Here is a 24,146-nt window from a genome sequence, read left to right as displayed (position 1 = left end):
CCCAACGTTTGCCCGACGAGGCTTGAGACCTTCAGCTGGTTGAGGACACCGGCGAAATGCGTGTCAGCGCACTGCGCGCAGCGTCGACGCAGGTGTAGCGTTCCGTGGTGATGTAGACGTCGAAGACGGTCTGGCCGTCGCTTCCGGGATCGTTGCGTTTGGATGCGGCTACCAGACCCGACCAGTCGGGTCCGACCACGACGACACCGTGCTCATTGCGCATGGGATCTGACGCGTCGACGACGCCTGTGCGTACACCAGAGATCGGCGGTTCGGCGAACCCGCCGGAGAACATCGCGGTGAGTCCCACCGTGTCGCGGATGCGTTCATAGCGATCGCGGGTGGCTTGGGAGAAGGTCTCGTCTTCACCGAAGACTCCGAGTGTGATTGTGGCGGCACCTGAAGCTAGGGCGCGTTCTTCGAGGGCCGCGATCTGGGCGATCAGCAGCTCACGATTCATCACCAGAGGTTCACGCCGCAGACCCTGGGCGATCGAATAGGGAGTGCCCAGAGCCGGAAGGTTTCGCGAATGGTGATCGACCAGGCCGTCCTCGATCGGTTCAGCGAATGGCTCGGGCTCCTTGGTCGCGGGACCGAAGTACGGCCCTGACATGAAGCGTGCGCCCAAGGCCCGAACCCGGTCGAGATCATCCTCGGTGGTGACTCCTTCAGCGAGGATCACAGCACCAGTGCGTTCGAGGTGGGCATGGAGGAGTCGATTGAGTTCAGCCAGATGCGATTCGCAGTCGATGCGCAGCACGTCTGGGTGAAGACCGACGACAGACGGATTGACCAGCGGCACGAATGAGGTGCTGCGCAGGTCAGCACCGACCGAGGACATTCCCACACCCCAGCCCATCGAACGGGCCTGACGGACCGCGCGGAGGACGGACGCTGGTGAGGACGACACGCGGGAGGCATCGAGCTGCAAGATGACTGAGCGGTCGGGTTCTTCGGTGCGGTCTTCGAGGGTGGCGAAGGATTCGCCTTCTGCGTGGAGGAAGAGCCGGTTCGATTTGGGCAGCCCCGCCGCCTCGGCAGTCCTCAGAGCTGTTGCCCGAAGTGAGGCATCGATATCGCCGATCATGGCCGAGGCATGCATCTCGCGGCGCAGATTTTCGGATTCAGCGTGCCCGAGTGCCGGGTCATCGATGGGGGCCTGGAGGATCTGATATCCCACTTTGTCGAAGGTGTACGCGTCGACGACGGGGGCGAAATAGGTTTCGATCCCACCTGAGCGCACCAACTCTTCGAGAGCCAGGTCCAGATCGTGTACCGCCTCAACCACCATATGTCCTTCCATGGGCAAACGTGCGTTCACAGTCTTCCACATGAGGACAGACACGATTGTCTAAATTCCGTAACATTATTGCGCTCAGAGCTGACGGCGCCGGCCTCGTCTGACCTCGGCCAGACCGACGATTCCGGCCAGGATCACGATGATCGCAATCGCCGCGAACGAGGCGATCATGCCGGTGTTCCAATCGCTGATTGCGGTGACGGCGAAGGCCAGTGCGGTCATGATGGCCAAGCCCATCGACGTGCCGATGCGTTGTCCCGTCTGCAGGACTCCCCCAGCTGAACCCGCATACTTCAGCGGAACCTCCTGCAGCGTCAGGGTCTGGTTCGGGCTGATGACCATACCCTGCGCGGCACCGATGAAGCTCAGAGTCAGCAGCATCCACCATTCGCTGCCGATGCCCTGTGTGAGCAGGAAGACGACGCCGATCGTCGAGATCAGACCCACCAGGCAGGTCACGATTCCCCAAACGACGAGTCGACGTCCGACCTGGAATACGAATCGTCCGGACACATCTGCCGATACAGCCGACAACAGGGCAGCCGGGAGACCGATCATGCCTGCTGCCAGCGCAGTGTGGCCCAATCCTTGTTGCATGTACATGGCGATGAGCACCCAGACGCTGGTCACGCCCATGAAGTAGAGGGTGATGATGATCGAACCGTTGCTGAAGCTCCGGATGCTGAACAGGTTCAGATCGACCATGGGGGCGTGTCCGCGGGCGGAGTACCGACGCTCCCACCGGGTCCAGAACCAGATCGTGAGAAGTCCCAGAGGCAGGCCGAACCAGATGAACCAGCCGACCGAGGACTCGACGAAGGGCAGCAGCACAAGGAGGACACCGATACCGAGGAGGGTGACTCCGACAGGATCGAGATCACGCTCCCTTTTCGGGACGGGACCTCGGTTCGCCGAGGCGGCCGTCTGGTTCGCATCGGACCCGTCGTCGGCGCCGATAGGATGCCAGGCTGATTTCGGCAACCAGCTTTTGGCGAGGATGAGGGAGATGACTGCGAAGGGGACATTGACGAGAAAGGCCGCGCGCCAACCCAGCTCAGGGCCGAAGAGTGCGATGAAGACACCGCCGAGGATCGGCCCTGTCGCGACGGAGAGGCCGACGGTGGTGCCCATGAGTCCGAAGGCGCGTCCGCGTTGCGGCCCTTGAAAGTACTGCTGCAGCAGTCCGACGACCTGCGGATTGAGCAGTCCTGACCCCAGTCCCATGAAGACGCGAGCAACATTGAGAGTCAGTGCCCCGGGCGCGATGCCGGCCACAAGTGAGGCTAGGCCGAACAGGCCCACTCCGATCATGAACAGTTGGCCGCGCCCGAAGACATCCCCTGCGCGTCCTGCTGCCACGAGCACGACGCCGAAAGACAGAGCGTAGCCGGTGAGGACCCATTGCAGGGCCGAGGACGAGGCCTGGAGATCTGTCTCAATGGCCGGCAGGACGACGTTGATGATCGACACTGAGAGCAGAGACATGAAGAGCGGGACCAGACCGATGAGGACGATTCGTCTCTGAACCTGATTCATGCGCTGGCCGTCGCTCACCTGATCACCTCTGTTCGGACCGTTTTCCGCACGGAGGTTGCCGTACGGAACCAAGTCGATTCGACAGTCCCCTTTGTGGGAACTGTTTCATCATACGTGTCCGTGGTCGCGTCCCGAGGGAATCACTCTGCCGAGCCGGTCACCGGACCAGTCGTATTAGGTTCCCAACCCAGAGTCGGAGCGACGTAGCTGGCGAAGGATTCCAGGATGTGGAGGTTGTAGTCCACACCCAGCTGGCTCGGGATCGTCAGCAGCACTGTGTCTGCGGCTTCGACGGCGGGGTCGGCCTTCAGCGCTTCGATGAGTTCGTCGGGTTCGCCGGCGTATGTTTTACCGAAGGTCGAGCGGGTGCCGTCGATGATGCCGATCTGGTCACCTTGCCCATCGGAACGTCGACCGAAGTAGAGGTCATCGAGGTTCGTCGTGATCGGAAAGATGCTGCGGCTCACGGACACGCGCGGAGTCCAGTCATGGCCGGCGGACTTCCACGCTGCACGGTAGCGATCGATCTGATCGCGCTGCAGCTCGCCGAAGGATGCACCGGTGGCTTCGGTCAGCAGGGTTGAGCTCATCATGTTCACGCCTTGAGCAGCTGCCCATTCCGCGGTCGCCGCCGTTCCGGCGCCCCACCAGACACGTTGGTCAAGACCGGGTGAATGAGGTTCCACGCGCAGCCTCTTACCGGGACCGAACTGCATCGGATCCGCAGGCGCGAGTTCATCGCCCCTGATTGCGGAAAGAAATCGAGCGAACTTGTCGCGGGCCATGTTCGCAGCCTTCTCATCATCGCTGTCACTGTAGCCGAAGGCTTCCCAGCCACGGTCGGCTGGTTCCGGTGATCCGCGGCTGATGCCCAGTGCCACACGCTGATCTGAAAGCAGGTCAAGGGCTGCGGCTTCCTCTGCCAGATAGAGAGGGTTCTCGTAGAGCATGTCAGGGTTGTGGCCTCGGTTCCTGTCGTGCCCGAGCAGCTATGCCTACCCGACAGACCCTGACCAGGCGCTACGGCAGCCAGACCTTCCCGTTGATCGAGGGTCGGACAGCTCGGAAGTAGTCGAGGATGGACATCAACCCAGGGTGGCTATTGTCGCGACGATGTACGAGCGAGTACGGATAGATGGGAACTGGTTCCCGGATCGGTATCCGTCGAATGTCGAAGTGAGACGGCCATAGATACCGGTCGCGATCTCCTACAAAGGTCGCAAGTGAGCGCGAGTCGGCGATCTCTTCAAGGAGAGCTTCATCGCCGAAGTGCGGCCCGATGCCGTCGATGCTGAGGTCGAAGTCTTCCATGAGCCTGTCGTAGTAGTGCGCCCATTCGGTCTCGGGCGCGATCCCGGGGATCCATATCCGGTGTCCGCTCAATTCTCGAGGTGTGAGCGATTCGGCGTTGGCTAGTGGATGACCCGGCCCGACGAGCACCTCCATCTGGGACTCGAAAACACGAGACGCAGTGATGTCGGACCCGTAGCCCAGCGATTTATCGAGGATCGCACGGAACGAAGCATCGATACTGCCAGCGCGGATCGCCTCGACAGCGCGTGTTGCACTAGCGGACTCCAGCGTCACGATGTCGAGAAGTGCGTCGGGGTGAGCTCGATGATACTCATGAAGCAGAACCGAGGGCGCTATGCGGCGGTGGAGGACGTCGACTCGCAGTGCTCGGTGTCCAGGATGGACTGAGCTCACGGCCCGATTGGCGACCTGCACAAGCTCGCGGGCATGGGGCAGGAACGCCTGTCCGTCGATGCTGAGTTGCGCCCCTCGCGGCGTGCGGGCGAAGACACGGACACCGAGCTCCGACTCCAGCCGGGAAACGCGCTTTGAGACCGCCTGCTGAGTGACCCCCAGCTCGGCCGCCGCTTCCTGGAACTGCCCGAGCTCCGCGACGGCGAGGAACGTCTTCACTGTCTCCACATCCATGCCTCAACCCTACGCGCTACAACGTGTGGTTGTGGCGCACCGGATCTCCCGTTGTTGGATACGACTCCGTCTGTACTGGTGAACTGGTCTGGCCAACCATGCGTTGTTCGGAAGAGGTCGAATGCCTGCAGACGAGTTTGTCCATCTCCACGTCCACAGCGAGTACTCCATGCTCGACGGGGCCGCTCACATCGGCCCGCTGGTGGACGAAGCTGCCCGCCAGGGCATGCCTGCGGTCGCCGTGACGGACCACGGGAACGTCTTCGGTGCTTACGACTTCTGGAGGACCGCGAAGGACGCTGGGGTCAAGCCGATCATCGGGACCGAGGCGTACCTCACCCCGGGCACCCATCGCTCCGAGCGCTCTCGCGTGCGCTGGGGCGACGGATCACGAGATGACGTCTCTGGCTCAGGTGCGTACACGCACTTGACGATGCTCGCGGAGACCACCGAGGGCATGCACAATCTCTTCCGGCTCTCATCAAAGGCCTCGATGGAAGGGCAGTACTTCAAGCCGAGGATGGATCGCGAGCTCCTGAGTACATACGGAAAGGGCCTCATCGCAACGACCGGCTGCCCGAGCAGCGAGGTACAGACGCGCCTCCGTCTCGGCCAGTACGACGAGGCCCGGCAGGCGGCGGCGGACTTCCGCGACATCTTCGGGGCAGAGAACTACTTCTGCGAGCTCATGGACCACGGTCTGGGAATCGAGAAGCGTGTGATGGGCGACCTCGTCAAAATCGCCAAGGACCTCAACCTGCCTCTCGTGGCCACGAACGACCTGCACTACGTCGCCGCGGACGACGCGAAGAGTCACGCCGCTCTGCTGTGCGTGCAGTCCGGGGCGACCATGGACGACCCGAACCGCTTCAAGTTCGACGCAGACGAGTTTTACCTGAAGTCAGCCACCCAGATGCGGCACCTGTTCCGCGACTTCCCGGAAGCCTGCGACAACACACTTCTGATCGCCGAACGGTGCAACGTCGAGTTCGATACCTCGGCGAACTACATGCCCCGGTTCCCCGGGCCCGACGGTGAGACCGAGGAGACCTGGCTGATCAAGGAGATTGAGCGTGGGCTGCATATGCGCTACCCGGGCGGCATCAGTCAAGAGGCACGTGATCGCGCCGAATACGAGACCGGGATCATCCTGCAGATGGGATTCGCCGGCTACTTCCTCGTCGTCGCGGACTTCATCCAATGGGCGAAAAGTCAGGGCATCCGCGTCGGACCGGGACGCGGATCTGGAGCCGGTTCGATGGTCGCCTACGCGCTGACGATCACAGGGCTCGACCCGCTGGTCCACGATCTAATCTTCGAACGATTCCTGAACCCCGATCGCGTCTCTATGCCCGACTTCGACGTGGATTTCGACGACCGACGGCGTGGTGAGGTCATCCAGTACGTCACTGACAAGTACGGCGACGACCGGGTCGCACAGATCGTCACCTACGGCACGATCAAGGCCAAGCAAGCGTTGAAAGACTCTGCTCGCGTCCTCGGGCACCCCTTCAGCATGGGGGAGAAGATCACCAAGGCTATGCCTCCGACCGTCTCAGGCAAGGATATCCCCCTCGGCGGCATCTTCGACTCCGAGCATCCGCGCTACGCCGAAGCTCAGGACGTCCGGACTCTCATAGAATCCGATCCCGAGGTCCGGACTGTCTACGACACTGCGACAGGGCTGGAGAACCTGAAGCGGCAGTGGGGTGTGCACGCGGCGGGGGTGATCATGTCCAGCGAGCCCCTCATGGACGTGATCCCGCTGATGAAGCGGGATCAGGACGGGCAGATCATCACCCAGTTCGACTATCCGACGTGTGAAGGCCTCGGCCTGATCAAGATGGACTTCCTCGGCCTGCGGAACCTCACCATCATCAGCGACGCGCTCGACAACATCCGCACCAACCGCGGCGAGGAGATCGACCTCGAGGAGCTGGCGCTCGACGATCCCGGCGTGTTCGAGCTGATGCGCCGCGGCGACACCTTGGGGGTCATCCAGTTCGATGGCGACGCGATGCGGTCCTTGCTGCGGCTTGCGCGGCCTGATCACTTCGAGGACATCACGGCCGTGGGTGCCCTATACCGCCCCGGCCCGATGGGGGCGAACTCGCACATCAATTACGCGCTGCGCAAGACCGGGCAGCAGGAGATCGTCCCCATCCACCCCGAGCTCGCAGAGCCGCTGGATGAGGTCCTCGGCAAGACGTACGGCCTCATTGTCTACCAGGAGCAGGTCATGACCATTGCTCAGGTTCTGGCCGGCTTCACGCTCGGTCAAGCAGACCTCCTGCGCCGCGCAATGGGTAAGAAGAAGAAGGCCGAGCTGGACAAGCAGTTCGAGGGGTTCTCATCCGGGATGCGCGCGAACGGCTACAGCGAGGACGCGATCACGACCCTGTGGGATATCCTCCTGCCGTTCTCCGACTATGCCTTCAACAAGGCTCACTCCGCCGCCTATGGGCTCCTCAGCTATTGGACGGCCTACCTCAAGGCTCACTACCCAGCCGAGTACATGGCTGCTCTGCTGACCAGCGTCGGCGAGAACCGCGACAAGATGGCGCTCTATCTCGGGGAGACCCGCAGGATGGGCCTCCGCGTCCTCCCTCCCGACGTCAACGAGTCGATCCGGTACTTCGCCGCCGTCGGCGAAGACATCCGCTTCGGCCTGGAGGCAATCCGCAACGTGGGTAGCAACGTGGTCGAACAGATAGTGCGCACACGGAAGGATCGTCCATTCGAAGGGTTCCACGACTTCCTCCGGAGAGTGCCGCAGGAGGCGTCCAACAAGCGGACGGTCGAATCGCTGATCAAGGCAGGCACGTTCGACGAGTACGGCCATTCTCGACGCGCTCTCGTCAGCATCCACAAGGAGTCCGTCGACGCTGCGACATCCGTAAAACGGGAAGAAGCGCGCGGGCAGTACGACCTGTTCGCGGGGACTGAAGATAGTGGGTTCGATGATGTTGTGGCCGAAGTTCCTGCTCTCCCCGAGTGGGGGAGGCTCGAGAAGCTCAGCCACGAGCGCGACATGCTCGGCCTGTATGTCTCCGACCATCCGCTCACCGGGCTCAAACAGCAGCTTGAGAAACGATCGACCCATGCAATCGAGCAGCTCCTGGGCGAGAGACCGCCCAAGGACGGTCAGCGGATCACCGTTGCCGGTCTGGTCACTCAGGTCCAGCAGCGTCTCGCCAAGTCTTCCGGGAACCCGTACGCGATTGCGCGTGTCGAAGACCTCGGCGCTGACGTCACCGTCATGGTGATGGGCAAGACGCACCAGCTGTATTCATCCGCCCTCCAGCAGGACGCAGTCATCGCCGTGACCGGGCGAGTGAGCATCCGCGACGAGGGGCTCAGCCTCCATGCCGATGGCATCGAAGTCCTCGATGCCATGATCGACCGGCACGATCGACCGTTCACCATCCTCATCGCCGAAGACGCGGCGACGGAACCGCGAGTCACCGAGCTCGGCGAGATTCTGTCAAGGCATCCGGGAGAGACGACGACCCATCTGAAGATGCGCAAGCCGCAGAGCATTGTCCATTTCGCGCTTCCGAACCACCCAGTGTCGGTAACCAATGATCTGTATGCGGAGGTCAAAGCATTACTAGGTGCGAACTCGATCGAGTAGGCCCCTCACTACTCGGTGCCCTCAGATCGCAGGCTCACCTTGCCGAACGTGGTCAGGTCCGGGCTACCGTCGCTTCGTCCAGGTACCTACGATCTGTGCGACTCGGCGGATAGACACAAAGAAGCCATATCCAAGCCCGGCGAGGCCCACGGCGACCACGAGCCAGCGCCCGATGCCGAGCCACGTACTCCCGTCCACGTCGAGCGCCCACTGAGCGCCCGTGATGAGCCCGGCGACGGCCATCCAGAGCCCGGCGACGATCACAGCGACTGGCAGGAGAACGAGGCACATCGCTGCGGCGGACGACCACAGCTGACGGGCCTCCAGCCGCGCAGTCGTCGCGATGATCTGCTCGGCCCGCTCGTTCGAAGCGTCGAGGTTTGCCGTGACGACCTGCCCGGCCTCCCCGGTGACCTGCTCGACAGCCTTCTGCACGCGCTCCTCGGTCCGCTTCTCGATGCGCTGCACGGCTCCGCCGACCTTGCTCACCAAAGCCTTGCTCTCGTCGGCCTGTGCCTGGAGCTTCTCAATCGCCGAGGCTGTAGCCGCGTGATTCTTCTGCGCCTCGACGATCAAGCTCTGCGAGGCGGCACTCAGTCGCTTCCCGTCGAGACTCTGCACGAACTCGCCGAGCGTGTTCTCGATCTCGCTCAGCCTGCTCTCGACACTCTCGATCTGCGGCGACGTGCTGACGGACGTCTGCGAGATCGACGCCCGGTCGATCTGCTTGCTCATCTCCTCGTCCATGACCTTCACGAAGCCCGCGAGCTTCTTCTGCCCCTCGGTCAGCCGGTCGATCCTCGCGTTCTGCGCCTCGGCGGCGGCGAGGATCGAGCTCAAGGTCTCCGTCGTCTCGGCACTGCCGAGCTGCTGCGGCGATCCGCTCTGCTCGTTCTGCTGCTTCAGCCTCTCGAGCGCTGCGCTCATGTTCCTGCTCCTCCTGCTGCTGGTGGTAGTCTAAGAACGCCTGTGCGCCCTCCGGCGTGAAGTCCGCCGAGAGCGCGCTCGTGCGCTTGCGGCGCTCGGCGCGCCCGGACTCGCCCCTGCGGTCCTCGATGTAGAGCGTCCAGGTCTCCCTGCCGACGTTCTTGCCCCGCTTGCTGACTGCCGTGCGCAGTCGCATCCGCGGCACCCGGTCGCCGTCGTCGCCGAGCTGCTGGTTCTGATCTTCGATCACGGCTTCGAGGCCGGCCTTGTCCGTCGCACGGGGATCGGCCAAAGCGGCGCTCATCCGGTCGCCCATCTCGCGGTCGAGGCCGCCCTCGGCGAAATCCTCGCGACGCAGCTCCCAGTCCTTCGGCGCGTACTCCAGCGTCTTCACAACTGAGAGCCCGTGCTCGCGCATCAGCTCGTCGTTCACCGACTGCACGCCCCGCTGGCTCCCGGCCTTGCGGTCGTGGAACGTGCGGTAGTCCGAGAGCGCCTTCCCGGTCCTGTTGTTGTGATTGACGACCAAGACGTGATTGTGGGCCTTGCCGCCCCGTCCATCGGTGTGCGTCACCACAAGGCAGTCCGAATCGGGGTGCATCCTCTTCGCGAGCTGGTAGCCCAGATCGTTCACCCGCTGCACATCCTCCGGGTTCTTCGGGTCGAACTCCTCGTCGCTGAACGACTGGCGGTAGTGCAGCGCCTCGACATTCCGCTTGGTGTTCTGCGTCAGAGCCTGAGCGCGGCGAGCGAACGCGCCGGGGCCTCCCGGCACGTCGCACGTGATCGCGACCCCACGCTCGTCCTCCTTGCCCCGGATGTAGCGCTCCGTGTCGGCGGCGCTGGTGCTCGGGCTGTAGCGCGTGGTGCTCATGAGGCCGTCCGATCCCCGAGCAGCTCGCGGACCTCGCGCACCAGCTCGATCAGCTCTGGCACCTCCGCGGAGAGCGCCACCGCTTCACCGGCCCGCGCGCGGCGGTCCAAATCGTTGACGTTGATCGCCAGCGGGCGCACCTGGGCGGCCAGCTCGCGAGCATCCACCGACGCCTGCACGCGCGCCTCGATCCCGAGCAGATGCGCCGCGACGGCGGCGTCCAGCTCCTCACTCCGCGCGCCATGCAGCGCGTCACGCACGACGGTCCGCACCCACGTGCTCGGAGCCAGCCCGAGCCGCTCCGCACGAGTGCGAAGCGCCCCGAGCGTGGCGTCGTCGAAGCGGGTATCGAGTCGCCCACCGCTGCCACGACGACGCTTCGCGCCGCCGTGACTCTGGCGCACAGCCTCCGCATCAGCCCGACCGGTCTTCATCTGGGAGTCGGTCTGCTGCTCCACCTGTACGCCAGGGTGGCAAGCAGTAGGCCTGTCGGACACTTCGCTGACGCTCGTGTCCTCCAGCCCTGCTTGCGAGGGGACTGCGTCCCCCTCGACCCCCTGGAGGCGCGCATCGAGTTCGGCGCTCATGCCGCACCTCCTTTGGCGAGTGCCGGCGTCTCGCCGGTGATGACGCCACGGGCCACGAGCTCACTGAGCAGCGAACGTGCCTGCTGGTCCTCGGCGTGAGCCGAGAATCGACGCGCCTCCTCGACCACCAGACCCGCGTCGGGCGACCTCTTCGCCACCTCGCCCAGCACAACATCCACGGCAGAGGCATGATCGAGGTCCTTGATCGTGACGGACTCCCCGTAGCCAATCGTCACCCGCTCGGAACGAGAGCTATCGACGCCACCGGGAATCGAAATCACTCGCTCCCGGGGCAGATTCTCCCCAACCGTGCTCACGGTGTAGTGCGGCTCACCGTCGACCTTGCGCGCCTCGACCATCAGCGTGAGGCGACGCACGAGCTGATCCAAGGAGTCACCAGACGAGCGCTTGCCCGGAACGAAGAATCCGAACTCGACGGGATCGACCGCGACGGCGATGAGGATCAGCCGCGGGGCCGCATCGCGCTTGTTGGCGTAGCGAGCCGAGATCGGGCCGGCCTGGCGTGGATCGAGCAGCTGGAGGAAGTCGGCCCACTCCATGACTCGCGAACTCGGCTCGTTCATCATGAAGATCGACTCGCCGTTGTAGTCGTCCGGTCCATTCTTCGCCGTGGCGCGGAAAACCGACCAATCCAGCGAAGCCGACAGCTCCGCGGCGATCGACTCGACCAAGTAGCTCTTGCCCTGATCGCTCGCGCCCATCGCCCAAATGACCGTCTTCTGGAAAACCCCAGCCCGGAGCTTCTCGACTTCGAAGAGCATCTCGCGCTTGGCACGGTTCTTCAGCGCCAGGTTCACCTTCATCTCATTGCGCGTGTAGATATCCATCAGCGTCTTATCGCGGAGGATGTTCAGCTCATCGACCTCGCCGTCGAGCACTTTCTGCACGAGTGTGTCGCCCAGTTCCGCCCACTCCTTCATCGGGATCGCGGCCTTACGGCCGATCACGGCGCGGCGAGCCCAGGCGTCGCGGTGTTCAGCTTCGATCTCGGCGTAGTCCTTCCCTCGAAGCGAGATGACTTCCTCGACGCCGTACTGGTGCTTGTCCGGGTCCTTGGCGTGGATCAGATAGCCGTGAGCGTTCTCGATGCGACCGCCACGGGGCGGGCCCTTCACGATGCTCTTGCCGCCGAAGCCGAACGCCTGATCCATCGCGGTGCACTGGAGCTTCCCCTCGACCTTCCGGCCGGGGCTCTGCTGGAGCACCACGTGCACGTGATCGTCCTTCGGGCATCCGTCCGCAAGCACGTCCTTGTCGTGCTTGATGATCCAGAACCCCTGGCAGTCACCACCCACGGCCTCGTACCGGCGCACGACCTCCTCGCCGATCGCGCGCACGTCGCCCGACAAGATCAGCGCCACATCCCAGTCCGGCCAGAACTCCGGCTTGAGCTGCTGCGTGAACGTCACGTACGCCGACGGCTTCCGGCCGCTGGGACCGCTGTGCTTCGTAGCGGTGTCGTTCATCACGACCACCGCCCGAAGCACGCGCCATTACCTGCATGCCCAATCAAATGGCGCGCGTAATGGCGCGCGTCGAAAGTGCTGCTGAGACGGCTGAGACTGGCGTCGAGATAGCACTGAGAGCAATGCCGAAACACGATCTGACCAGGCATGTTGTAGCACGGGGGGCTATCGGCAAGCTTGAGCCCCCCGTGCGTAGGAACACACGCTACGCGCCATTTGGTGGCAGGAGTACGGAAACTCTTCACGGGAGAAGTACGTCGGAGGCTCCCGCCCTCGCGCGCTGCGCACGCTCGGTTGGGGGTCAGGGTGGTGGAGCCGGGCATGCGGACGCGCATCAGAGACCACCACCCTTGCCGTAGCGCTTGATGACAGCCTGGTGCGTGACGCCGAGGGCGTCGCCAATCCTGGCCCAGGTCACGCCGTCGGCGCGAGCGTCGGTGACCGTCAGTTCGACGACCTCCTCCAGAACCGAACGGAGCAATCCGAGGTCGCAGAGGCGGGCCTCGGCGTCGGCGAGAGTGGGGTCGCCCTGACGCCAGCGGAACCCGGCGACGTGATCAAATGCGGCGGAATTAGCACTCATCGGGCACCACCTCCCAGCACGGAGGCGACCACGGCGCGCTGGCGCGGGGTCAGGGGCGTGTGAGCGAGGCGCTTGCCAGCCAGGCGACCAGCGGCACGCGCGGCGGCGATGACGGGATCGAGGTCCCTGTCGAGAATGACCGGGTTCTCGTCCTGGTCGAGGTCAGGGTGAGAGGCCTTGACCGTGAGAGTGTCCATCGTGGACATAAAAATCTCCCGAAGATAGATCTTCGGGAGTTCCGAGAGCCCTCACTCTCGGCGACCTCTCGGTCAGACGTTCGACGGTGGCCTGCCCGTCGGGGGTTGCTTTCAGTTCACCGGGGGTGTCGCACCCTCACTCACGCGAGGTTCACTCCGTTTACCTGCCCGGGGACGTGCCACTTCGCTGCCCCCGCGGACCACGAAGCGCCGTCCATTCGCTTCTGCAACCATTCTCCCATTACTCGACTCACCATTGCAATGGTGAGTCGAGTAATGAGTCAGTCGCGACGAGGCTCTATCCGAATAAGGTCGGGGTCGAACCGCACATGACCAGGACTGATTGGCTCGACGGTCACTGTCATCAGCTCGTCCACGAGCATCCGGCGGCGATCCATGTCGAGAGCCTCCCATCTCAGCTCGACAGCAGCCCGGCGCTCCGCGGTACCAACCGGATCGTCCACGTCGGCCAGCAGCTTCGCCACCACCGACACCGAACGGTCGAGCAACTCCCCGTCGATCTCATCGATGCGGGCCTTCACGTCATTGATGGCCCCGGTAATCTCGAGGACGGGCTGGCTCACGTCGCCCAGCAGCGGGCTCAGCTCCTTCACCCGCTCCACCAGCGCGTTCCGCTCAGACAGTAGCTCCTCGCGGTTCGGGCCGTCGTCATCGACTGGCACCACCAGGTCGTGTACGTCCACCGACGACAACCGCGTGAGCACGGCCTCCGTGACCATCGCATCCACGGGTTCGCGCTGGCGAGAGAGGTGGAAGTGCGCACCGCACCTGTAGGTCGGCAGGCCGCGGCTGTTCGTCCCCGACACAAGCGTCCCCTCACACTTCCCGCACAGCCCGATGGTAGACAGGAGGTGCTTCGGCTGGTTGCCCTGCCTCGCCGACCTCCGCACGTTGTCCTCCAGCTTCGCCACGGCCGCCCGCCACGTCTGCTCCCTGACGATGGGCGGGAACGCATCACCCTTGACCGGGTACAGTTCACCGGTCGTGTGCTTCTCAATGAAGCCAGCGTAGAGCGGATTCGCCAGCAGGTACCTCACCGCATCGGCGGAGAACTCCGACCCGCGGGCCGTGCGGTGCCCTGCGATGTTTAGATCCTCGCGGATGCGACGGATCGACACCGACGGCTCGCCGAGAAAGTCATCGAACGCCTTCCGCACCGCCGCCGCCTGCTCGGGGATGACCTTCCCGTCCTTCGTCCAGCCGAACGGCGTCCAGGCTGATACAGGGATGCCCTCGGCCCTTCGTCGCTCGTTGGACCTGAGCTGCCGCTCGGACTTCCGGCGCGTTTCGAATCGGGCGAGCATCGCGAGGAACGATGCCCGCATCTCGCCGTCCGCCGTCGAAGCGTCGATCTCGCCGTCCACAGTCGCGAAGTTCACGCCTGTGTCGATGAGATCGTTCATGTCGCGTGTCGAGCGCAGGAGCCGATCCACATCCACGGCGACCACCAGCTCGAAACGGCCTGCCTCGGCGTCTCGGAGCATCCGCACCCAGTCCGACTGCGGACCGCGCGGTTTCGACGCCGACACATCGTTGTCCTCATACCACGCCGCGATCTGCCAGTCGCGGGCGTTGGACAGTTCATTGATCTTTCGGCGCTGCGTCTCGACGCCCCACCTCTCACCCGAGACGTCCATCGAGATCCGCACGTAGGCAGCAACTGTCTTCATGAAACTGATGCTACAGCCTCGACATGCGCTAGCGCATATCGATGACGCCGGTACCGACTTCGATTCGAGAGGTCTTGGCAGCGATCGCTGCCAACAACGGCATCGGCGAAGCCGCCTGTTCAGCGAAGTGATGAACTCGGAAATAGGCGCCGTTGACGCCGAGATCGTCGGCTCCGACACCGATCTCGACTGCTTGCTGCAGCGCTTCCTTCGCCCCGTACTCCCCTGGAGCGCTTCCCGACCCGTAGTGACCGAAACTCAAGAACCCGAATGCCTTCATACCCGAGACAACCTACTTGATCGATCAACTATTCCCAGTCCTCGAGCGCCTATCGCTCGAAGACGCTGTCTGCCGCGGCTCGCGAGCACGACAAAGGCCCCGTCCAAATGGACGGGGCCTGAGCTGCTCCCCCGGCTGGGCTCGAACCAGCGACCCTTCGATTAACAGTCGAATGCTCTGCCAACTGAGCTACGGAGGAAAGTCGCAGTTGCCTGCGCACGTTGTGTCAGCTTAGCAAAGACCCGAGGCCTGCGACAAAGCGGACAACAGTGCTTTAGCTCACAGTTCCGGTTAACCCCACCACCGGATACCGTGGAATCCGTACAGTCAGGACAAACTCAGTCAACAACCACCTCGGCGAGGTGCCGGCACTGTAAAATCAAAGGGATTCCTCTCCTCCATCCACGCAGCGGAAGTAGTGCACGTGACCATAGTGGCAATCGCCCTCGCTGTCCTTGCGGCGGTGGCACTGGCCTATGGGGCGCTGTACCAACATGAAGCCGTCGCAGGTCAGAACAACTCCCACAACGGGCTGAGCTGGGCTCATTTCAAAGAGCTGCTGAGCAACAGGAAATGGCTGATCGGACTGGTCATCACCGGCCTGGGCACTGTCGGCAATATCGTCGCTCTGGCGCTGGCTCCTGTCATGGTCGTCCAACCAGTCGGTGCCTTCTCCCTCATCGTGTCTGTACTTCTGGGAGTGCGCCATCGTGGCCTCAAGGTCAATCGACGTCTCGTGCAGGCAGTCGTCTGGTGCACCGTGGGGGTGACCATCTTCGTCGCGCTTTCAGCCACCACGGCTCGGACAGAGGTGCATCTGGGATCTGACGCGCTGCCGCTGTTCTGGATCACCACTGTCGTCGTCGCCGCTGGTCTGTCCATCATGCTCTTCTTCCGGAGCGCGCCACAGCTTGTCCTCATCATGGCTGCAGGCCTGCTGTTCGCGTGTGTGGCCACCAATACCCACCTCGTCAGCGTCCAGCTGCTGCGTGCAGGGCTTGACCAGGTCACGTGGCTCAACGTCGTCGGACTCGTCGCGGCGACGGCGCTCGGATCCTGGTTCGTGCAGAATGCCTATGCAGCCGGTCCCCCGGAGATGGTCATCGCCGGACTGACTGTCGTCGACCCGATCGGTGCTGTGATCCTTGGTTCGGTCGTCCTCGGTGAAGCCTCGGCGGCTCCGGTCTGGCTCATCGTCGTGATCGCAGCCACCGGATTGGTCGCCTGTCTGGGCGTCGTTGTATTGTCGCGGTATCACCCCGATGTCAAAGATCGAGAACACCAGCGTCGAGTTGCTCGTCGCACAGACCAGTTGACCGACACCGAGGAGAGTTGAATCCTGTCCGCCCACAGCCACACCCCAGCCCGCCGTATTCTCATCCCGACAGAGACCTACGCTCCCGAGGTCAATGGTGCCGCGAAGTTCGCGGAACGTCTGGCTGCGGGGCTTGCTGCCCGCGGCAATGATGTTCACGTCGCCTGCCCCTCGGCAACCGGCAAGGCCTCGGTAAGCACCGAGGCCGGTGTCACCGTCCACCGCATGACCTCACATCGGTGGCCCCTGCACCCCACCTGGACCATCTGCATGCCGTGGGAGACGAAACCGGAGCTCTCCCGTCTCCTCGACACTCTGCGGCCCGATGTGGTTCACACGCAGGCACACTTCGTCATCGGACGCTACGCATTCTCTGAGGCGAGCAGGCGCGGCATTCCCGTCGTGGCCACGAACCACTTCATGCCCGACAATGTTCGTCCGTACCTGCGGGCACCGAAATCGCTGCTCGACGGGGGCACTGCTCTCGCTTGGTGGGATCTGCGCAGAAAGTTCCAGTCCGCGAACTTCATCACTGTCCCGACGCAGCTGGCGGCCGACCTCCTGACTCAGAACGGATTCTCCTCCCCGATTCGGGCAGTCTCCTGCGGGATCGACCTGGAGCGGTTCGCACATCTGCGCGACGATGAAGCCATCAAACCTGTGACAGTGTCCGAACCGGCTTCGGGAGCAACACCGCCCCGTGTCCTCTTCGTGGGCCGACTCTCCTCAGAGAAGCACGCCGCTGACATCGTCGAAGCGCTCGCGAAGACTGATCCGGCGCTCGGACTCGAAGCCGACATCGTCGGTGGTGGGGAGCAGGAAGAGCCGCTCAAGGAATTGGCTGCAGAACTCGGCGTCGCCGACCGCGTCCATGTTCTGGGCAAGATCAGCGACAAGGAGCTCATGGACGCCTACCAACGCTGCACATTCTTCTGTATGCCCTCGACCGCAGAGCTTCAGTCGATCGCGACGCTGGAGGCGCTGGCCTCCCGAAAGCCGGTCGTCCTCGCTGATGCCGTCGCCCTTCCGCACCTCGTCAGAGACGGGATCAACGGTTTCCTGTTCCCGCCAAGGGATATCGAGGAGTTGGCTTCGCGCTTCACACAGATCTGTGAGCTGTCCGAGGACGACCTCGACACGATGGCCAGGGCCTCACTCGATGTGGTGGCCAAACACGACATCGAGTACACGCTCGACACCTTCGAATCCATCTACAGCAGGGTCATCGACGAAGACACCGTCTCCGCAGCCTGAGCCTGTCAGTCGAGGGCGCCGGCGGGCGGAACGAACACCGTCTCTTCGGTACGAATCTGATCGAAGTCGAGTCCTGCCACCATATCGTCAATGGTTGACCATGTTCCCTCCGCGCCGCCGAATCCCAGGGACGTGCCGATCCAGGAATAAACATCGTCGCGTGTCCATCCCAGTGCTCGCAGCTGCTGATAGGTGACCGCTCCATCGCGTTTGGCCAAACGTCTGCCTTCGATGTTCACCACCAGTGGAACGTGCAGCCACGACGGCTGCGGCAGTCCCAGCAGTTTAGCCAGATGAGCCTGACGTGGCGCCGAGGTGGCCAGATCGTCTCCCCTGACCACTTCGTCGACACCACTGGCAGCGTCGTCGACGACGACGATGAGGTTGTAGGCGAAGACTCCGTCCCCGCGTTTGAGGACCAGGTCATCGACCGGGGCCGTGATCTCACCTAACAGTCGGTCTTCAACTGTGACCTCAACATTGTCGGTCCGTAGGCGCAGGGCGGGGCTGCGTCCCTGCTCTTTCAGGCGCTGCCTGCGAAGTTCACGTTCGGGCTCCAACAGATCACTGCAGGTCCCCGGGTACGCTCCAGGCGGAGAGTGAGGTGCAGACGGTGCCTGCTGGATGTCCTTGCGGGAGCAATAGCACTCATAGACGAGTCCCTGCCCTTCGAGACGACTCAGTGCTTCGGTGTAGATGCCGAGGCGCTCGGATTGGATGAGCGGTGGCTCATCCGGTGTGATGCCCAGCTCGGCGAAGACCTCAAGCTGTGATTGTGCAGCACCGGGCTGGACTCGGTCGAGGTCTTCGATGCGCCAGAGAAAGCGTCTCCCGGTCTGCCGTGCGCGGACATAGGCCAGCAGTCCCGAGCGGATATTGCCGATGTGCAGATCCCCGCTGGGGCTGGGAGCGAATCGACCTGCCCCTGTCTGCACAGTATTGAGCCCTGCGACCTGTGGATACAACTCGGTGTGTGCTGTGCTCAAGCTTTCGCCACGAGGTCGGCATACTGCGGGAATCGTTCAAGGTAATCCTGAACGTAGCTGCACGTCGGGACGATGCGACCGCCTTCCTCCCGGATCTGGTCGAGGGCCCTGGTGACCAGTGTGCGTGCGAAGCCGCGGCGTGAGAATCCCTCGGAGATGATGGTGTGTTGGAGTTCAACCGTCTGTTCGTCGATGACGCGATAGGCGAGGAATCCTGCGAACTGAACAGGATCCTCGGCGGTGAAGATCTCGAAGCGTTCGCGACCGGGATTCTTGACCACAGTGACAGGGGTGGAACTGGGTTCAGGCTGCATGTGGAGCTCCTTGTCAACGGCAGCGTCCTTGTCACGAACATTACAGGGTGGCGCCGGTATCTTCACTCACCGACGCCACCCTGTCTCAGCTCGTCTATCCGGCGGCCTTCGCTGACAGCCCTTCCGCACCGACGGGAGCAGTGGCCTTGCGCTGCAGCCGCTTCTCCAGCCATCGGGCGATGCCGGCGACGATCATGTTGATGATGATGAAGAGCACGGCACCGACGAGGAACGTCGGGAGCAGGTTGTTGTACTCACGGCCGATGAGATTCACCTGGTACAGCAGATCCTGATAGGTGACAATGAAGCCCAGTGCCGAGTCCTTGAGCAGCACGACGATCTGCGCGATGATCGTGGGCATCATGGCACGAAGTGCCTGCGGCATGAGCACCAGACTCATCACCTGCCCGGGGCGCAGGCCGATGGCCATGGCGGCTTCGCGCTGACCCTTCGGAACGGCGAGGATACCGGCACGGATGATTTCGGCCAGCACCATACCGTTGTAGAGCGTGAGGCCGATGACGACTGACCAGAATGCTCCGATGGTGTTTCCGAAGATGAGGAACATCGCAAAGATCAGCAGCAGGACAGGGACTCCGCGGAAGAACTCGAGGACGATGGTTCCCGGTACCGAGATGACCTTCTTGCTTGAGAGCCGCAGCAGTGCGAACACGACACCGACGACCAGAGCCAGCAGAGAGGCGACGACCGCGACTTTGAGGGTCGCGGCCATGCCTTGGAGCAGGACCAACTGAATCTGGGAGAAGGTGAAGGGATACCATTTCGCCGCGTCCAGCTGCCCGGCGTCGGCGAACTTCCAGATGATGAAGGCGATGAGGCCGGCCAGCACAAGGGCCGAGACGATCGAGAGGATGATGTTGTTGCGACGGGCTTTGGGGCCGGGTTCGTCGAACAGGACCTGTGTCGGTGCGCTCATCGCAGGATCACCAGCTTCCTCTCGAGGTAGTCGAAGACGCGACCCAGGATCAGCGCCAAGATCAGGTAGGCAAGTGCGGTCCCGAACAGCAGCGGGATGACCAGGTCTCCCCGGACCTCAATGGCATTGCGCATGGCCGAGATGAGTTCACGGTTGTTGAACGCCGAGGCGATCGAGGTGTTCTTCAGCAGCGCGATGATGACGCTACCCAAAGGTGGGATGACGGTGCGAAACGCCTGGGGCAGCACAACCTGGCTCAGGGTCTGCCCGAAAGTGAGCCCGACGGCCCGGGCTGCTTCGGCTTGTCCGACGGGAATCGTCGAGATGCCCGATTTGAGGGTCTCGGCGACGAAGCATGCTGTGTAGGCAGTGAGCGCCAGCGTTGCATAGATGAAGGAGTTGAACGAGCTGGTCGAGCCGAAGCGGATGTCGAGAAACGGCAGACCGAAGGCACAGAAGAACATCACCAGCGTCAGCGGTGTGTTCCTGACGACGTTGATGTAGGTCGAGGCCGCGATCCGCAGGACCGGTGTCGGTGAGACGCGCATTCCGGCCAGGATCGTGCCCAGAATGAGGGCACCGATCAGGGCGACTGTGAAGAGTTTGACGGTGCCCCAGATGCCGGAGAGGAACATCTCGAGAAGTTGCGGAAAATCCATTCCAGATTCCTTAATCGATGCGAGGGCACCGTTGGGTGCCCTCGCATCATGTCAATCTGAAGGTCGGTCAGTAACGGTCGATTTCAGGCATTTCGACATCATCGGCGGAGCCGAGGGTGTATTCGAAAGCCTTCTTCCAGTCCCCGTCGTCCATACCCTTCTGCAGAGCATCGTTGACTGCATCGCGCATGGCGTCATCACCCTTGGGCAGACCAACACCGTAGGGCTCTTCGGTGAAGGGCTGGCCGACGACCTTGAACTCCCCTTCGTACTGCTTTGCGTAGCCACGCAGGATCGCGTCGTCAGTGGTCACTGCGTCAACGGAACCCGACTGCAGGTCAGTGACACACTTCGAGTAGGTGTCATAGGCCACGAGTTCTGCCTTCGTGTACTTCTCTTCGATGTTCTGTGCCGGTGTCGACCCGTCCACGGAGCAGACCTTCTTGCCGTCCAGATCATCGGGGCCGGCGATATCGGAATCCTCGGCTACGAGCAGATCCTGACCGGCAACGTAGTACGGTCCGGCGAAGTCAACGACCTTCTTGCGTTCGTCGTTGATCGTGTAGGTGGCCACGACCATGTCGATGTTGCCCTGCTGCAGGAAGGGCTCACGGTTGGCAGAGACGGTCTCCGTGTATTTGATCTGATCTGGACTGAAGCCCAGCTGCGCGGCCACCATCTTCGCGATCTCGATGTCGAAGCCCTCGGGCTGTTCGGATCCGGCCTTGACGTTGCCGAGTCCCGGCTGATCGTACTTGACGCCGACCTTCAGCTCGCCGGCATCCTTGGCGGCCTTCCAGGTCTTGGAGTCTTTGAAATCAGCGCTGTCGTTGACCGTGTACTCGGGTGCTTCCGCCTGGGCGCCGTCGCCCTCGGCCGGAGCATCAGGGGTTCCACCTTGACCGCAGCCGCTGAGTGTGAGCAGTCCGATCGCGACAGATGCGATTGAGAGTCTGAGCTTCTTCATCGTTTCTCCTTGTGAGTATGGTGCGGGGTGAGGTAGTGCAGGACTGTGCGGTGACGGACAGCTTCGTTGGCTGCAGTCAGCGGGTGAGGATCTTGGACAGGAAGTCCTTGGCACGTGGGGTCTGGGGGTTGGTGAAGAACTCTTCGGGCTCTGCAACTTCGACGATTTCCCCATCGGCCATGAATACCACCCTGTGCGCGGCCTTTCTGGCGAAGCCCATCTCGTGGGTCACGACCACCATGGTCATTCCTTCTTCGGCGAGTCCGACCATGACGTCGAGGACTTCGTTGATCATTTCGGGATCCAGCGCCGAGGTGGGCTCATCGAAGAGCATCACCTTCGGTTTCATTGCCAGCGCACGGGCGATAGCGACTCGCTGCTGCTGCCCGCCCGAGAGTTGTGCGGGGTATTTATCGGCCTGGTGAGCGACTCCGACACGTTCGAGCAGCGCCATAGCCTGCTGCTCGGCTTCGGCTTTGGACAGTTTGCGGACCTTGATCGGTCCGAGGGTGACGTTCTCCAAGATCGTCTTGTGGGCGAAGAGGTTGAAGGCCTGGAAGACCATTCCCACATCCGAGCGCAGCTGCGCCAGGGCTGCGCCTTCAGCAGGAAGCTCCTTGCCGTCGATCGTGATCGAACCGGAGGTGATGGTCTCCAGACGGTTGATCGTACGGCACAGGGTCGATTTGCCGGATCCGGAGGGACCGATGACGACGACGACTTCGCGTTCTTTGATGTTGAGGTTGATGTGCTTCAGGGCGTGAAATTCACCGTAGTGTTTCTCGACATCTGTGACGGACACCAACGGTTGTGATTCAGCTCTCATGAGAGTCGATCTTAGTGAATAAAGGTCTCACATGAAAAACGTGGACGCTTGCCAGAAAAACTGCAACCGACTTGTGACCTGGGTCAGCCGTCGGTTGCAGTCATTCACGGTCGCGTCGGTGCGGTCGTCAACGTCGACGACCGCACCGAATTCTCAAACGAGGCTCGTGCTCTGGATGATCTTCTCGCCTTCTTCACGCAGCTCGATTTTGCGGATCTTGCCCGACACAGTCATCGGAAAGGACTCCCGGACCTCCACATAACGCGGGATCTTGAAATGGGCGAGTTTACCTTTGCAGAAGTCCCTGACCTCCTCGGCGGTGAGAGCGGAGAAGCCGTCTTTGAGGATGACCCAGGCCATGAGCTCCTCACCATACTTCTCGTCGGCAACCCCGACGACCTGGACGTCCCTGATCGATGGATGGTGGTAGAGAAACTCTTCGACCTCACGAGGATAGACGTTCTCTCCGCCGCGGATGACCATATCCTTGATTCTTCCGGAGATGTCGACGTAGCCGTCATCGTCCATGATGCCCAGATCGCCAGTGTGGATCCAGCGGGATGCATCGATCGCCTCGGCGGTCTTCTCCTGATTTTCCCAGTACCCGAGCATCACCGCATATCCGCGGGTGCACAGTTCGCCCTTCTGCCCGCGTGGGACGGCTTGGCCGGTGACCGGGTCGGCGATCTTGATCTCGAGATGGGGCATGACACGGCCGACGGTCTGAGTACGGGCTTCGAGGGTGTCGTCGACGCGGGTCATCATGGACACCGGCGAGGTCTCCGTCATTCCGTAGCAGATGGCGACCTCGTCCATATTCATATCGGTGATGACGCGTTTCATGATCTCGACCGGGCACGGAGAGCCGGCCATGACGCCTGTACGCAGCGAACTGAGGTCATAGGTCGAGAAGTCCGGATGCTCGAGTTCGCCGATGAACATCGTGGGCACCCCGTAGAGCGAGGTCGCCTTCTCGTCTGAGACTGCGCTCAATGCCGCACCAGGGTCGAATCCCGGCGAGGGCAGGATGATGGCCGCGCCATGGCTGAGAGCCGCGAGGTTTCCGATGACCATGCCGAAGCAGTGGTAGTACGGAACCGGCAGGACAACGGAGTCCTTCGCAGAGTAGGACAGCAGCTCTCCGATGAAGAAGCCGTTGTTGAGGATGTTGTGATGACTCAGTGTCACCCCCTTGGGGAAACCTGTGGTGCCCGAGGTGTACTGAATGTTGATCGGATCGTCCATCGCCAGTTCACCCGCGAGCTTGTCCAGCCGCACTGAGTACTTCGCCGCGTCGTCGTCGAGCAGGTCTCGACCAGATCCGATCAGATGGGCAAAGGATTCGCGTTCGCCTATTGCCGCATCGCCGAGGAGGTCGGCGGGAACCGTGTCGATGAAGACCAGTTCGAGGCCCGCCACCTTGCCGGCGACTTCGGTCGCGATCGCGTGGAAGTCAGAGTGCGGGGGCGCCGAGATCTGGGAGATGAGCATCGACATTCCCGACTGCTCAACGACGTATTCGAGTTCGTGACTGCGGTAGGAGGGATTGACGTTGACGAGGATCGCACCGATCTTCGCAGTGGCGTACTGGACCAGAGCCCATTCGGCGACGTTCTGCGCCCAGATCCCGACCCGGTCGCCCTTCTTCACTCCGCGCTCGAGCAGGCCGATCGCCAGGGCGTCGGTGTCGCGGTCGAATTCGGAGTAGGTCCACCGTCGGTCAGAATGGCGATCGACGAGCGCCAGCTCTTGGGCATATGCGGCAGCTGTGGCCTTGAGATTCGCAGGAATCGTCTGCCCCAGCAGAGGTGTCTCGGAGGGTCCTGAGGAATAGGAAAGTTCTGCCACGAC

The 24,146-nt window shown here is 62.5% G+C and carries 22 protein-coding genes and 1 tRNA gene; 3 read left to right on the top strand and 20 right to left on the bottom strand.

Annotated features, from left to right (window positions below):
- Positions 1–31: 31 nt before the first annotated feature.
- The 4 genes from LQ788_RS10325 to LQ788_RS10310 all read right to left on the bottom strand — a co-directional run bounded on the left by LQ788_RS10325 (position 32) and on the right by LQ788_RS10310 (position 4,777).
- Entirely contained in the window at positions 32–1,291 is a 1,260-nt protein-coding gene (locus LQ788_RS10325; protein WP_231440719.1) for an EAL domain-containing protein, read from the bottom strand.
- Positions 1,292–1,375: 84 nt separating this feature from the next.
- Positions 1,376–2,854 carry an MFS transporter gene (locus tag LQ788_RS10320; protein ID WP_231440716.1) on the bottom strand — a complete coding sequence of 493 codons (1,479 nt, stop codon included), beginning with the start codon at positions 2,852–2,854 and terminating at the stop codon, positions 1,376–1,378.
- 122 nt (positions 2,855–2,976) lie between these two features.
- Positions 2,977–3,786: an LLM class flavin-dependent oxidoreductase gene (locus LQ788_RS10315; RefSeq protein WP_231440714.1), complete on the bottom strand. Its 810-nt coding sequence runs from the start codon at positions 3,784–3,786 to the stop codon at positions 2,977–2,979.
- Between the two features lie 70 nt (positions 3,787–3,856).
- The gene (locus LQ788_RS10310; protein ID WP_231440712.1) at positions 3,857–4,777 is read right to left on the bottom strand and encodes a LysR family transcriptional regulator; all 921 of its coding nucleotides are present in this window, start codon (positions 4,775–4,777) and stop codon (positions 3,857–3,859) included.
- Positions 4,778–4,898: 121 nt separating this feature from the next.
- On the opposite strand from LQ788_RS10310, the gene dnaE reads away from it, so the two are divergent.
- Positions 4,899–8,411, top strand: coding sequence for a DNA polymerase III subunit alpha (gene dnaE, locus LQ788_RS10305; protein WP_231440709.1), 3,513 nt, complete (start codon positions 4,899–4,901; stop codon positions 8,409–8,411).
- A 63-nt stretch (positions 8,412–8,474) separates the two neighbouring features.
- Here dnaE and LQ788_RS10300 read toward each other — a convergent pair whose 3' ends face one another.
- From LQ788_RS10300 to LQ788_RS10260, 9 genes are all read right to left on the bottom strand, one after another.
- A complete protein-coding gene (locus LQ788_RS10300) occupies positions 8,475–8,987 on the bottom strand; it encodes an ABC-2 transporter permease (RefSeq protein ID WP_231440707.1) in 513 nt (170 codons plus the stop codon).
- The gene (locus tag LQ788_RS10295) at positions 8,938–10,212 is read right to left on the bottom strand and encodes a relaxase/mobilization nuclease domain-containing protein (protein ID WP_231440705.1); all 1,275 of its coding nucleotides are present in this window, start codon (positions 10,210–10,212) and stop codon (positions 8,938–8,940) included. Before LQ788_RS10295 ends, LQ788_RS10300 begins: the two co-directional genes overlap by 50 nt.
- A complete protein-coding gene (locus LQ788_RS10290; RefSeq protein ID WP_231440702.1) occupies positions 10,209–10,799 on the bottom strand; it encodes a hypothetical protein in 591 nt (196 codons plus the stop codon). Before LQ788_RS10290 ends, LQ788_RS10295 begins: the two co-directional genes overlap by 4 nt.
- Entirely contained in the window at positions 10,796–12,286 is a 1,491-nt protein-coding gene (locus LQ788_RS10285) for a Rep family protein (protein WP_231440700.1), read from the bottom strand. The genes LQ788_RS10290 and LQ788_RS10285 overlap by 4 nt, the downstream gene beginning before the upstream one ends.
- A 334-nt stretch (positions 12,287–12,620) precedes the next feature.
- The gene (locus LQ788_RS10280) at positions 12,621–12,869 is read right to left on the bottom strand and encodes a hypothetical protein (protein ID WP_231440697.1); all 249 of its coding nucleotides are present in this window, start codon (positions 12,867–12,869) and stop codon (positions 12,621–12,623) included.
- Positions 12,866–13,075, bottom strand: a complete 210-nt coding sequence (locus LQ788_RS10275; protein ID WP_231440695.1) for a hypothetical protein — start codon at positions 13,073–13,075, stop codon at positions 12,866–12,868. Before LQ788_RS10275 ends, LQ788_RS10280 begins: the two co-directional genes overlap by 4 nt.
- A gap of 272 nt (positions 13,076–13,347) precedes the next feature.
- On the bottom strand, positions 13,348–14,757 hold the full coding sequence (locus LQ788_RS10270) for a recombinase family protein (RefSeq protein ID WP_262908266.1): 1,410 nt from the start codon (positions 14,755–14,757) through the stop codon (positions 13,348–13,350).
- Positions 14,758–14,785: 28 nt separating this feature from the next.
- Positions 14,786–15,037, bottom strand: coding sequence for an LLM class flavin-dependent oxidoreductase (locus LQ788_RS10265; protein ID WP_231440694.1), 252 nt, complete (start codon positions 15,035–15,037; stop codon positions 14,786–14,788).
- Between the two features lie 126 nt (positions 15,038–15,163).
- Positions 15,164–15,236, bottom strand: a tRNA-Asn gene (locus LQ788_RS10260).
- Positions 15,237–15,461: 225 nt separating this feature from the next.
- On the opposite strand from LQ788_RS10260, the gene LQ788_RS10255 reads away from it, so the two are divergent.
- Entirely contained in the window at positions 15,462–16,373 is a 912-nt protein-coding gene (locus LQ788_RS10255) for a DMT family transporter (protein ID WP_231440693.1), read from the top strand.
- Positions 16,374–17,606, top strand: coding sequence for a glycosyltransferase (locus LQ788_RS10250; protein ID WP_317207070.1), 1,233 nt, complete (start codon positions 16,374–16,376; stop codon positions 17,604–17,606). It begins immediately after the preceding gene.
- 5 nt (positions 17,607–17,611) lie between these two features.
- Here the strand turns inward: LQ788_RS10250 and gluQRS are convergent, their stop codons facing one another.
- From gluQRS to LQ788_RS10215, 7 genes are all read right to left on the bottom strand, one after another.
- Positions 17,612–18,592 (bottom strand): tRNA glutamyl-Q(34) synthetase GluQRS, encoded by a 981-nt coding sequence (gluQRS, locus tag LQ788_RS10245; RefSeq protein ID WP_231440691.1) that lies wholly within the window; start codon positions 18,590–18,592, stop codon positions 17,612–17,614.
- Complete coding sequence (locus tag LQ788_RS10240) at positions 18,589–18,906, bottom strand: GNAT family N-acetyltransferase (RefSeq protein WP_231440690.1); 318 nt, start codon at positions 18,904–18,906, stop codon at positions 18,589–18,591. The genes gluQRS and LQ788_RS10240 overlap by 4 nt, the downstream gene beginning before the upstream one ends.
- A 94-nt stretch (positions 18,907–19,000) precedes the next feature.
- Positions 19,001–19,843: an amino acid ABC transporter permease gene (locus LQ788_RS10235; protein WP_231440688.1), complete on the bottom strand. Its 843-nt coding sequence runs from the start codon at positions 19,841–19,843 to the stop codon at positions 19,001–19,003.
- Positions 19,840–20,502: an amino acid ABC transporter permease gene (locus LQ788_RS10230; protein WP_231440685.1), complete on the bottom strand. Its 663-nt coding sequence runs from the start codon at positions 20,500–20,502 to the stop codon at positions 19,840–19,842. The genes LQ788_RS10235 and LQ788_RS10230 overlap by 4 nt, the downstream gene beginning before the upstream one ends.
- A gap of 67 nt (positions 20,503–20,569) precedes the next feature.
- Positions 20,570–21,469, bottom strand: a complete 900-nt coding sequence (locus tag LQ788_RS10225; protein ID WP_231440683.1) for a glutamate ABC transporter substrate-binding protein — start codon at positions 21,467–21,469, stop codon at positions 20,570–20,572.
- Between the two features lie 76 nt (positions 21,470–21,545).
- Positions 21,546–22,295, bottom strand: coding sequence for an amino acid ABC transporter ATP-binding protein (locus LQ788_RS10220; protein ID WP_394801302.1), 750 nt, complete (start codon positions 22,293–22,295; stop codon positions 21,546–21,548).
- Positions 22,296–22,448: 153 nt separating this feature from the next.
- Complete coding sequence (locus LQ788_RS10215) at positions 22,449–24,143, bottom strand: AMP-binding protein (protein ID WP_231440681.1); 1,695 nt, start codon at positions 24,141–24,143, stop codon at positions 22,449–22,451.
- Positions 24,144–24,146: the final 3 nt, after the last annotated feature.

Source organism: Brevibacterium zhoupengii, assembly GCF_021117425.1.
Lineage (GTDB): Bacteria > Actinomycetota > Actinomycetes > Actinomycetales > Brevibacteriaceae > Brevibacterium > Brevibacterium zhoupengii.
This window is presented reverse-complemented; position numbering and strand designations above follow the sequence as displayed.

Excerpts from the sequence above, each read along its gene's own strand:
- LQ788_RS10325 (WP_231440719.1), bottom strand. The coding sequence starts at position 1,291 with ATGGTGGTTGAGGCGGTACACGATCTGGACCTGGCTCTCGAAGAGTTG.
- LQ788_RS10315 (WP_231440714.1), bottom strand. The coding sequence starts at position 3,786 with ATGCTCTACGAGAACCCTCTCTATCTGGCAGAGGAAGCCGCAGCCCTT.
- LQ788_RS10310 (WP_231440712.1), bottom strand. The coding sequence starts at position 4,777 with ATGGATGTGGAGACAGTGAAGACGTTCCTCGCCGTCGCGGAGCTCGGG.
- dnaE (WP_231440709.1), top strand. The coding sequence starts at position 4,899 with ATGCCTGCAGACGAGTTTGTCCATCTCCACGTCCACAGCGAGTACTCC.
- LQ788_RS10295 (WP_231440705.1), bottom strand. The coding sequence starts at position 10,212 with ATGAGCACCACGCGCTACAGCCCGAGCACCAGCGCCGCCGACACGGAG.
- LQ788_RS10290 (WP_231440702.1), bottom strand. The coding sequence starts at position 10,799 with ATGAGCGCCGAACTCGATGCGCGCCTCCAGGGGGTCGAGGGGGACGCA.
- LQ788_RS10285 (WP_231440700.1), bottom strand. The coding sequence starts at position 12,286 with ATGAACGACACCGCTACGAAGCACAGCGGTCCCAGCGGCCGGAAGCCG.
- LQ788_RS10280 (WP_231440697.1), bottom strand. The coding sequence starts at position 12,869 with ATGAGTGCTAATTCCGCCGCATTTGATCACGTCGCCGGGTTCCGCTGG.
- LQ788_RS10275 (WP_231440695.1), bottom strand. The coding sequence starts at position 13,075 with ATGTCCACGATGGACACTCTCACGGTCAAGGCCTCTCACCCTGACCTC.
- LQ788_RS10270 (WP_262908266.1), bottom strand. The coding sequence starts at position 14,757 with ATGAAGACAGTTGCTGCCTACGTGCGGATCTCGATGGACGTCTCGGGT.
- LQ788_RS10265 (WP_231440694.1), bottom strand. The coding sequence starts at position 15,037 with ATGAAGGCATTCGGGTTCTTGAGTTTCGGTCACTACGGGTCGGGAAGC.
- LQ788_RS10240 (WP_231440690.1), bottom strand. The coding sequence starts at position 18,906 with ATGCAGCCTGAACCCAGTTCCACCCCTGTCACTGTGGTCAAGAATCCC.
- LQ788_RS10235 (WP_231440688.1), bottom strand. The coding sequence starts at position 19,843 with ATGAGCGCACCGACACAGGTCCTGTTCGACGAACCCGGCCCCAAAGCC.
- LQ788_RS10230 (WP_231440685.1), bottom strand. The coding sequence starts at position 20,502 with ATGGATTTTCCGCAACTTCTCGAGATGTTCCTCTCCGGCATCTGGGGC.
- LQ788_RS10225 (WP_231440683.1), bottom strand. The coding sequence starts at position 21,469 with ATGAAGAAGCTCAGACTCTCAATCGCATCTGTCGCGATCGGACTGCTC.
- LQ788_RS10220 (WP_394801302.1), bottom strand. The coding sequence starts at position 22,295 with ATGAGAGCTGAATCACAACCGTTGGTGTCCGTCACAGATGTCGAGAAA.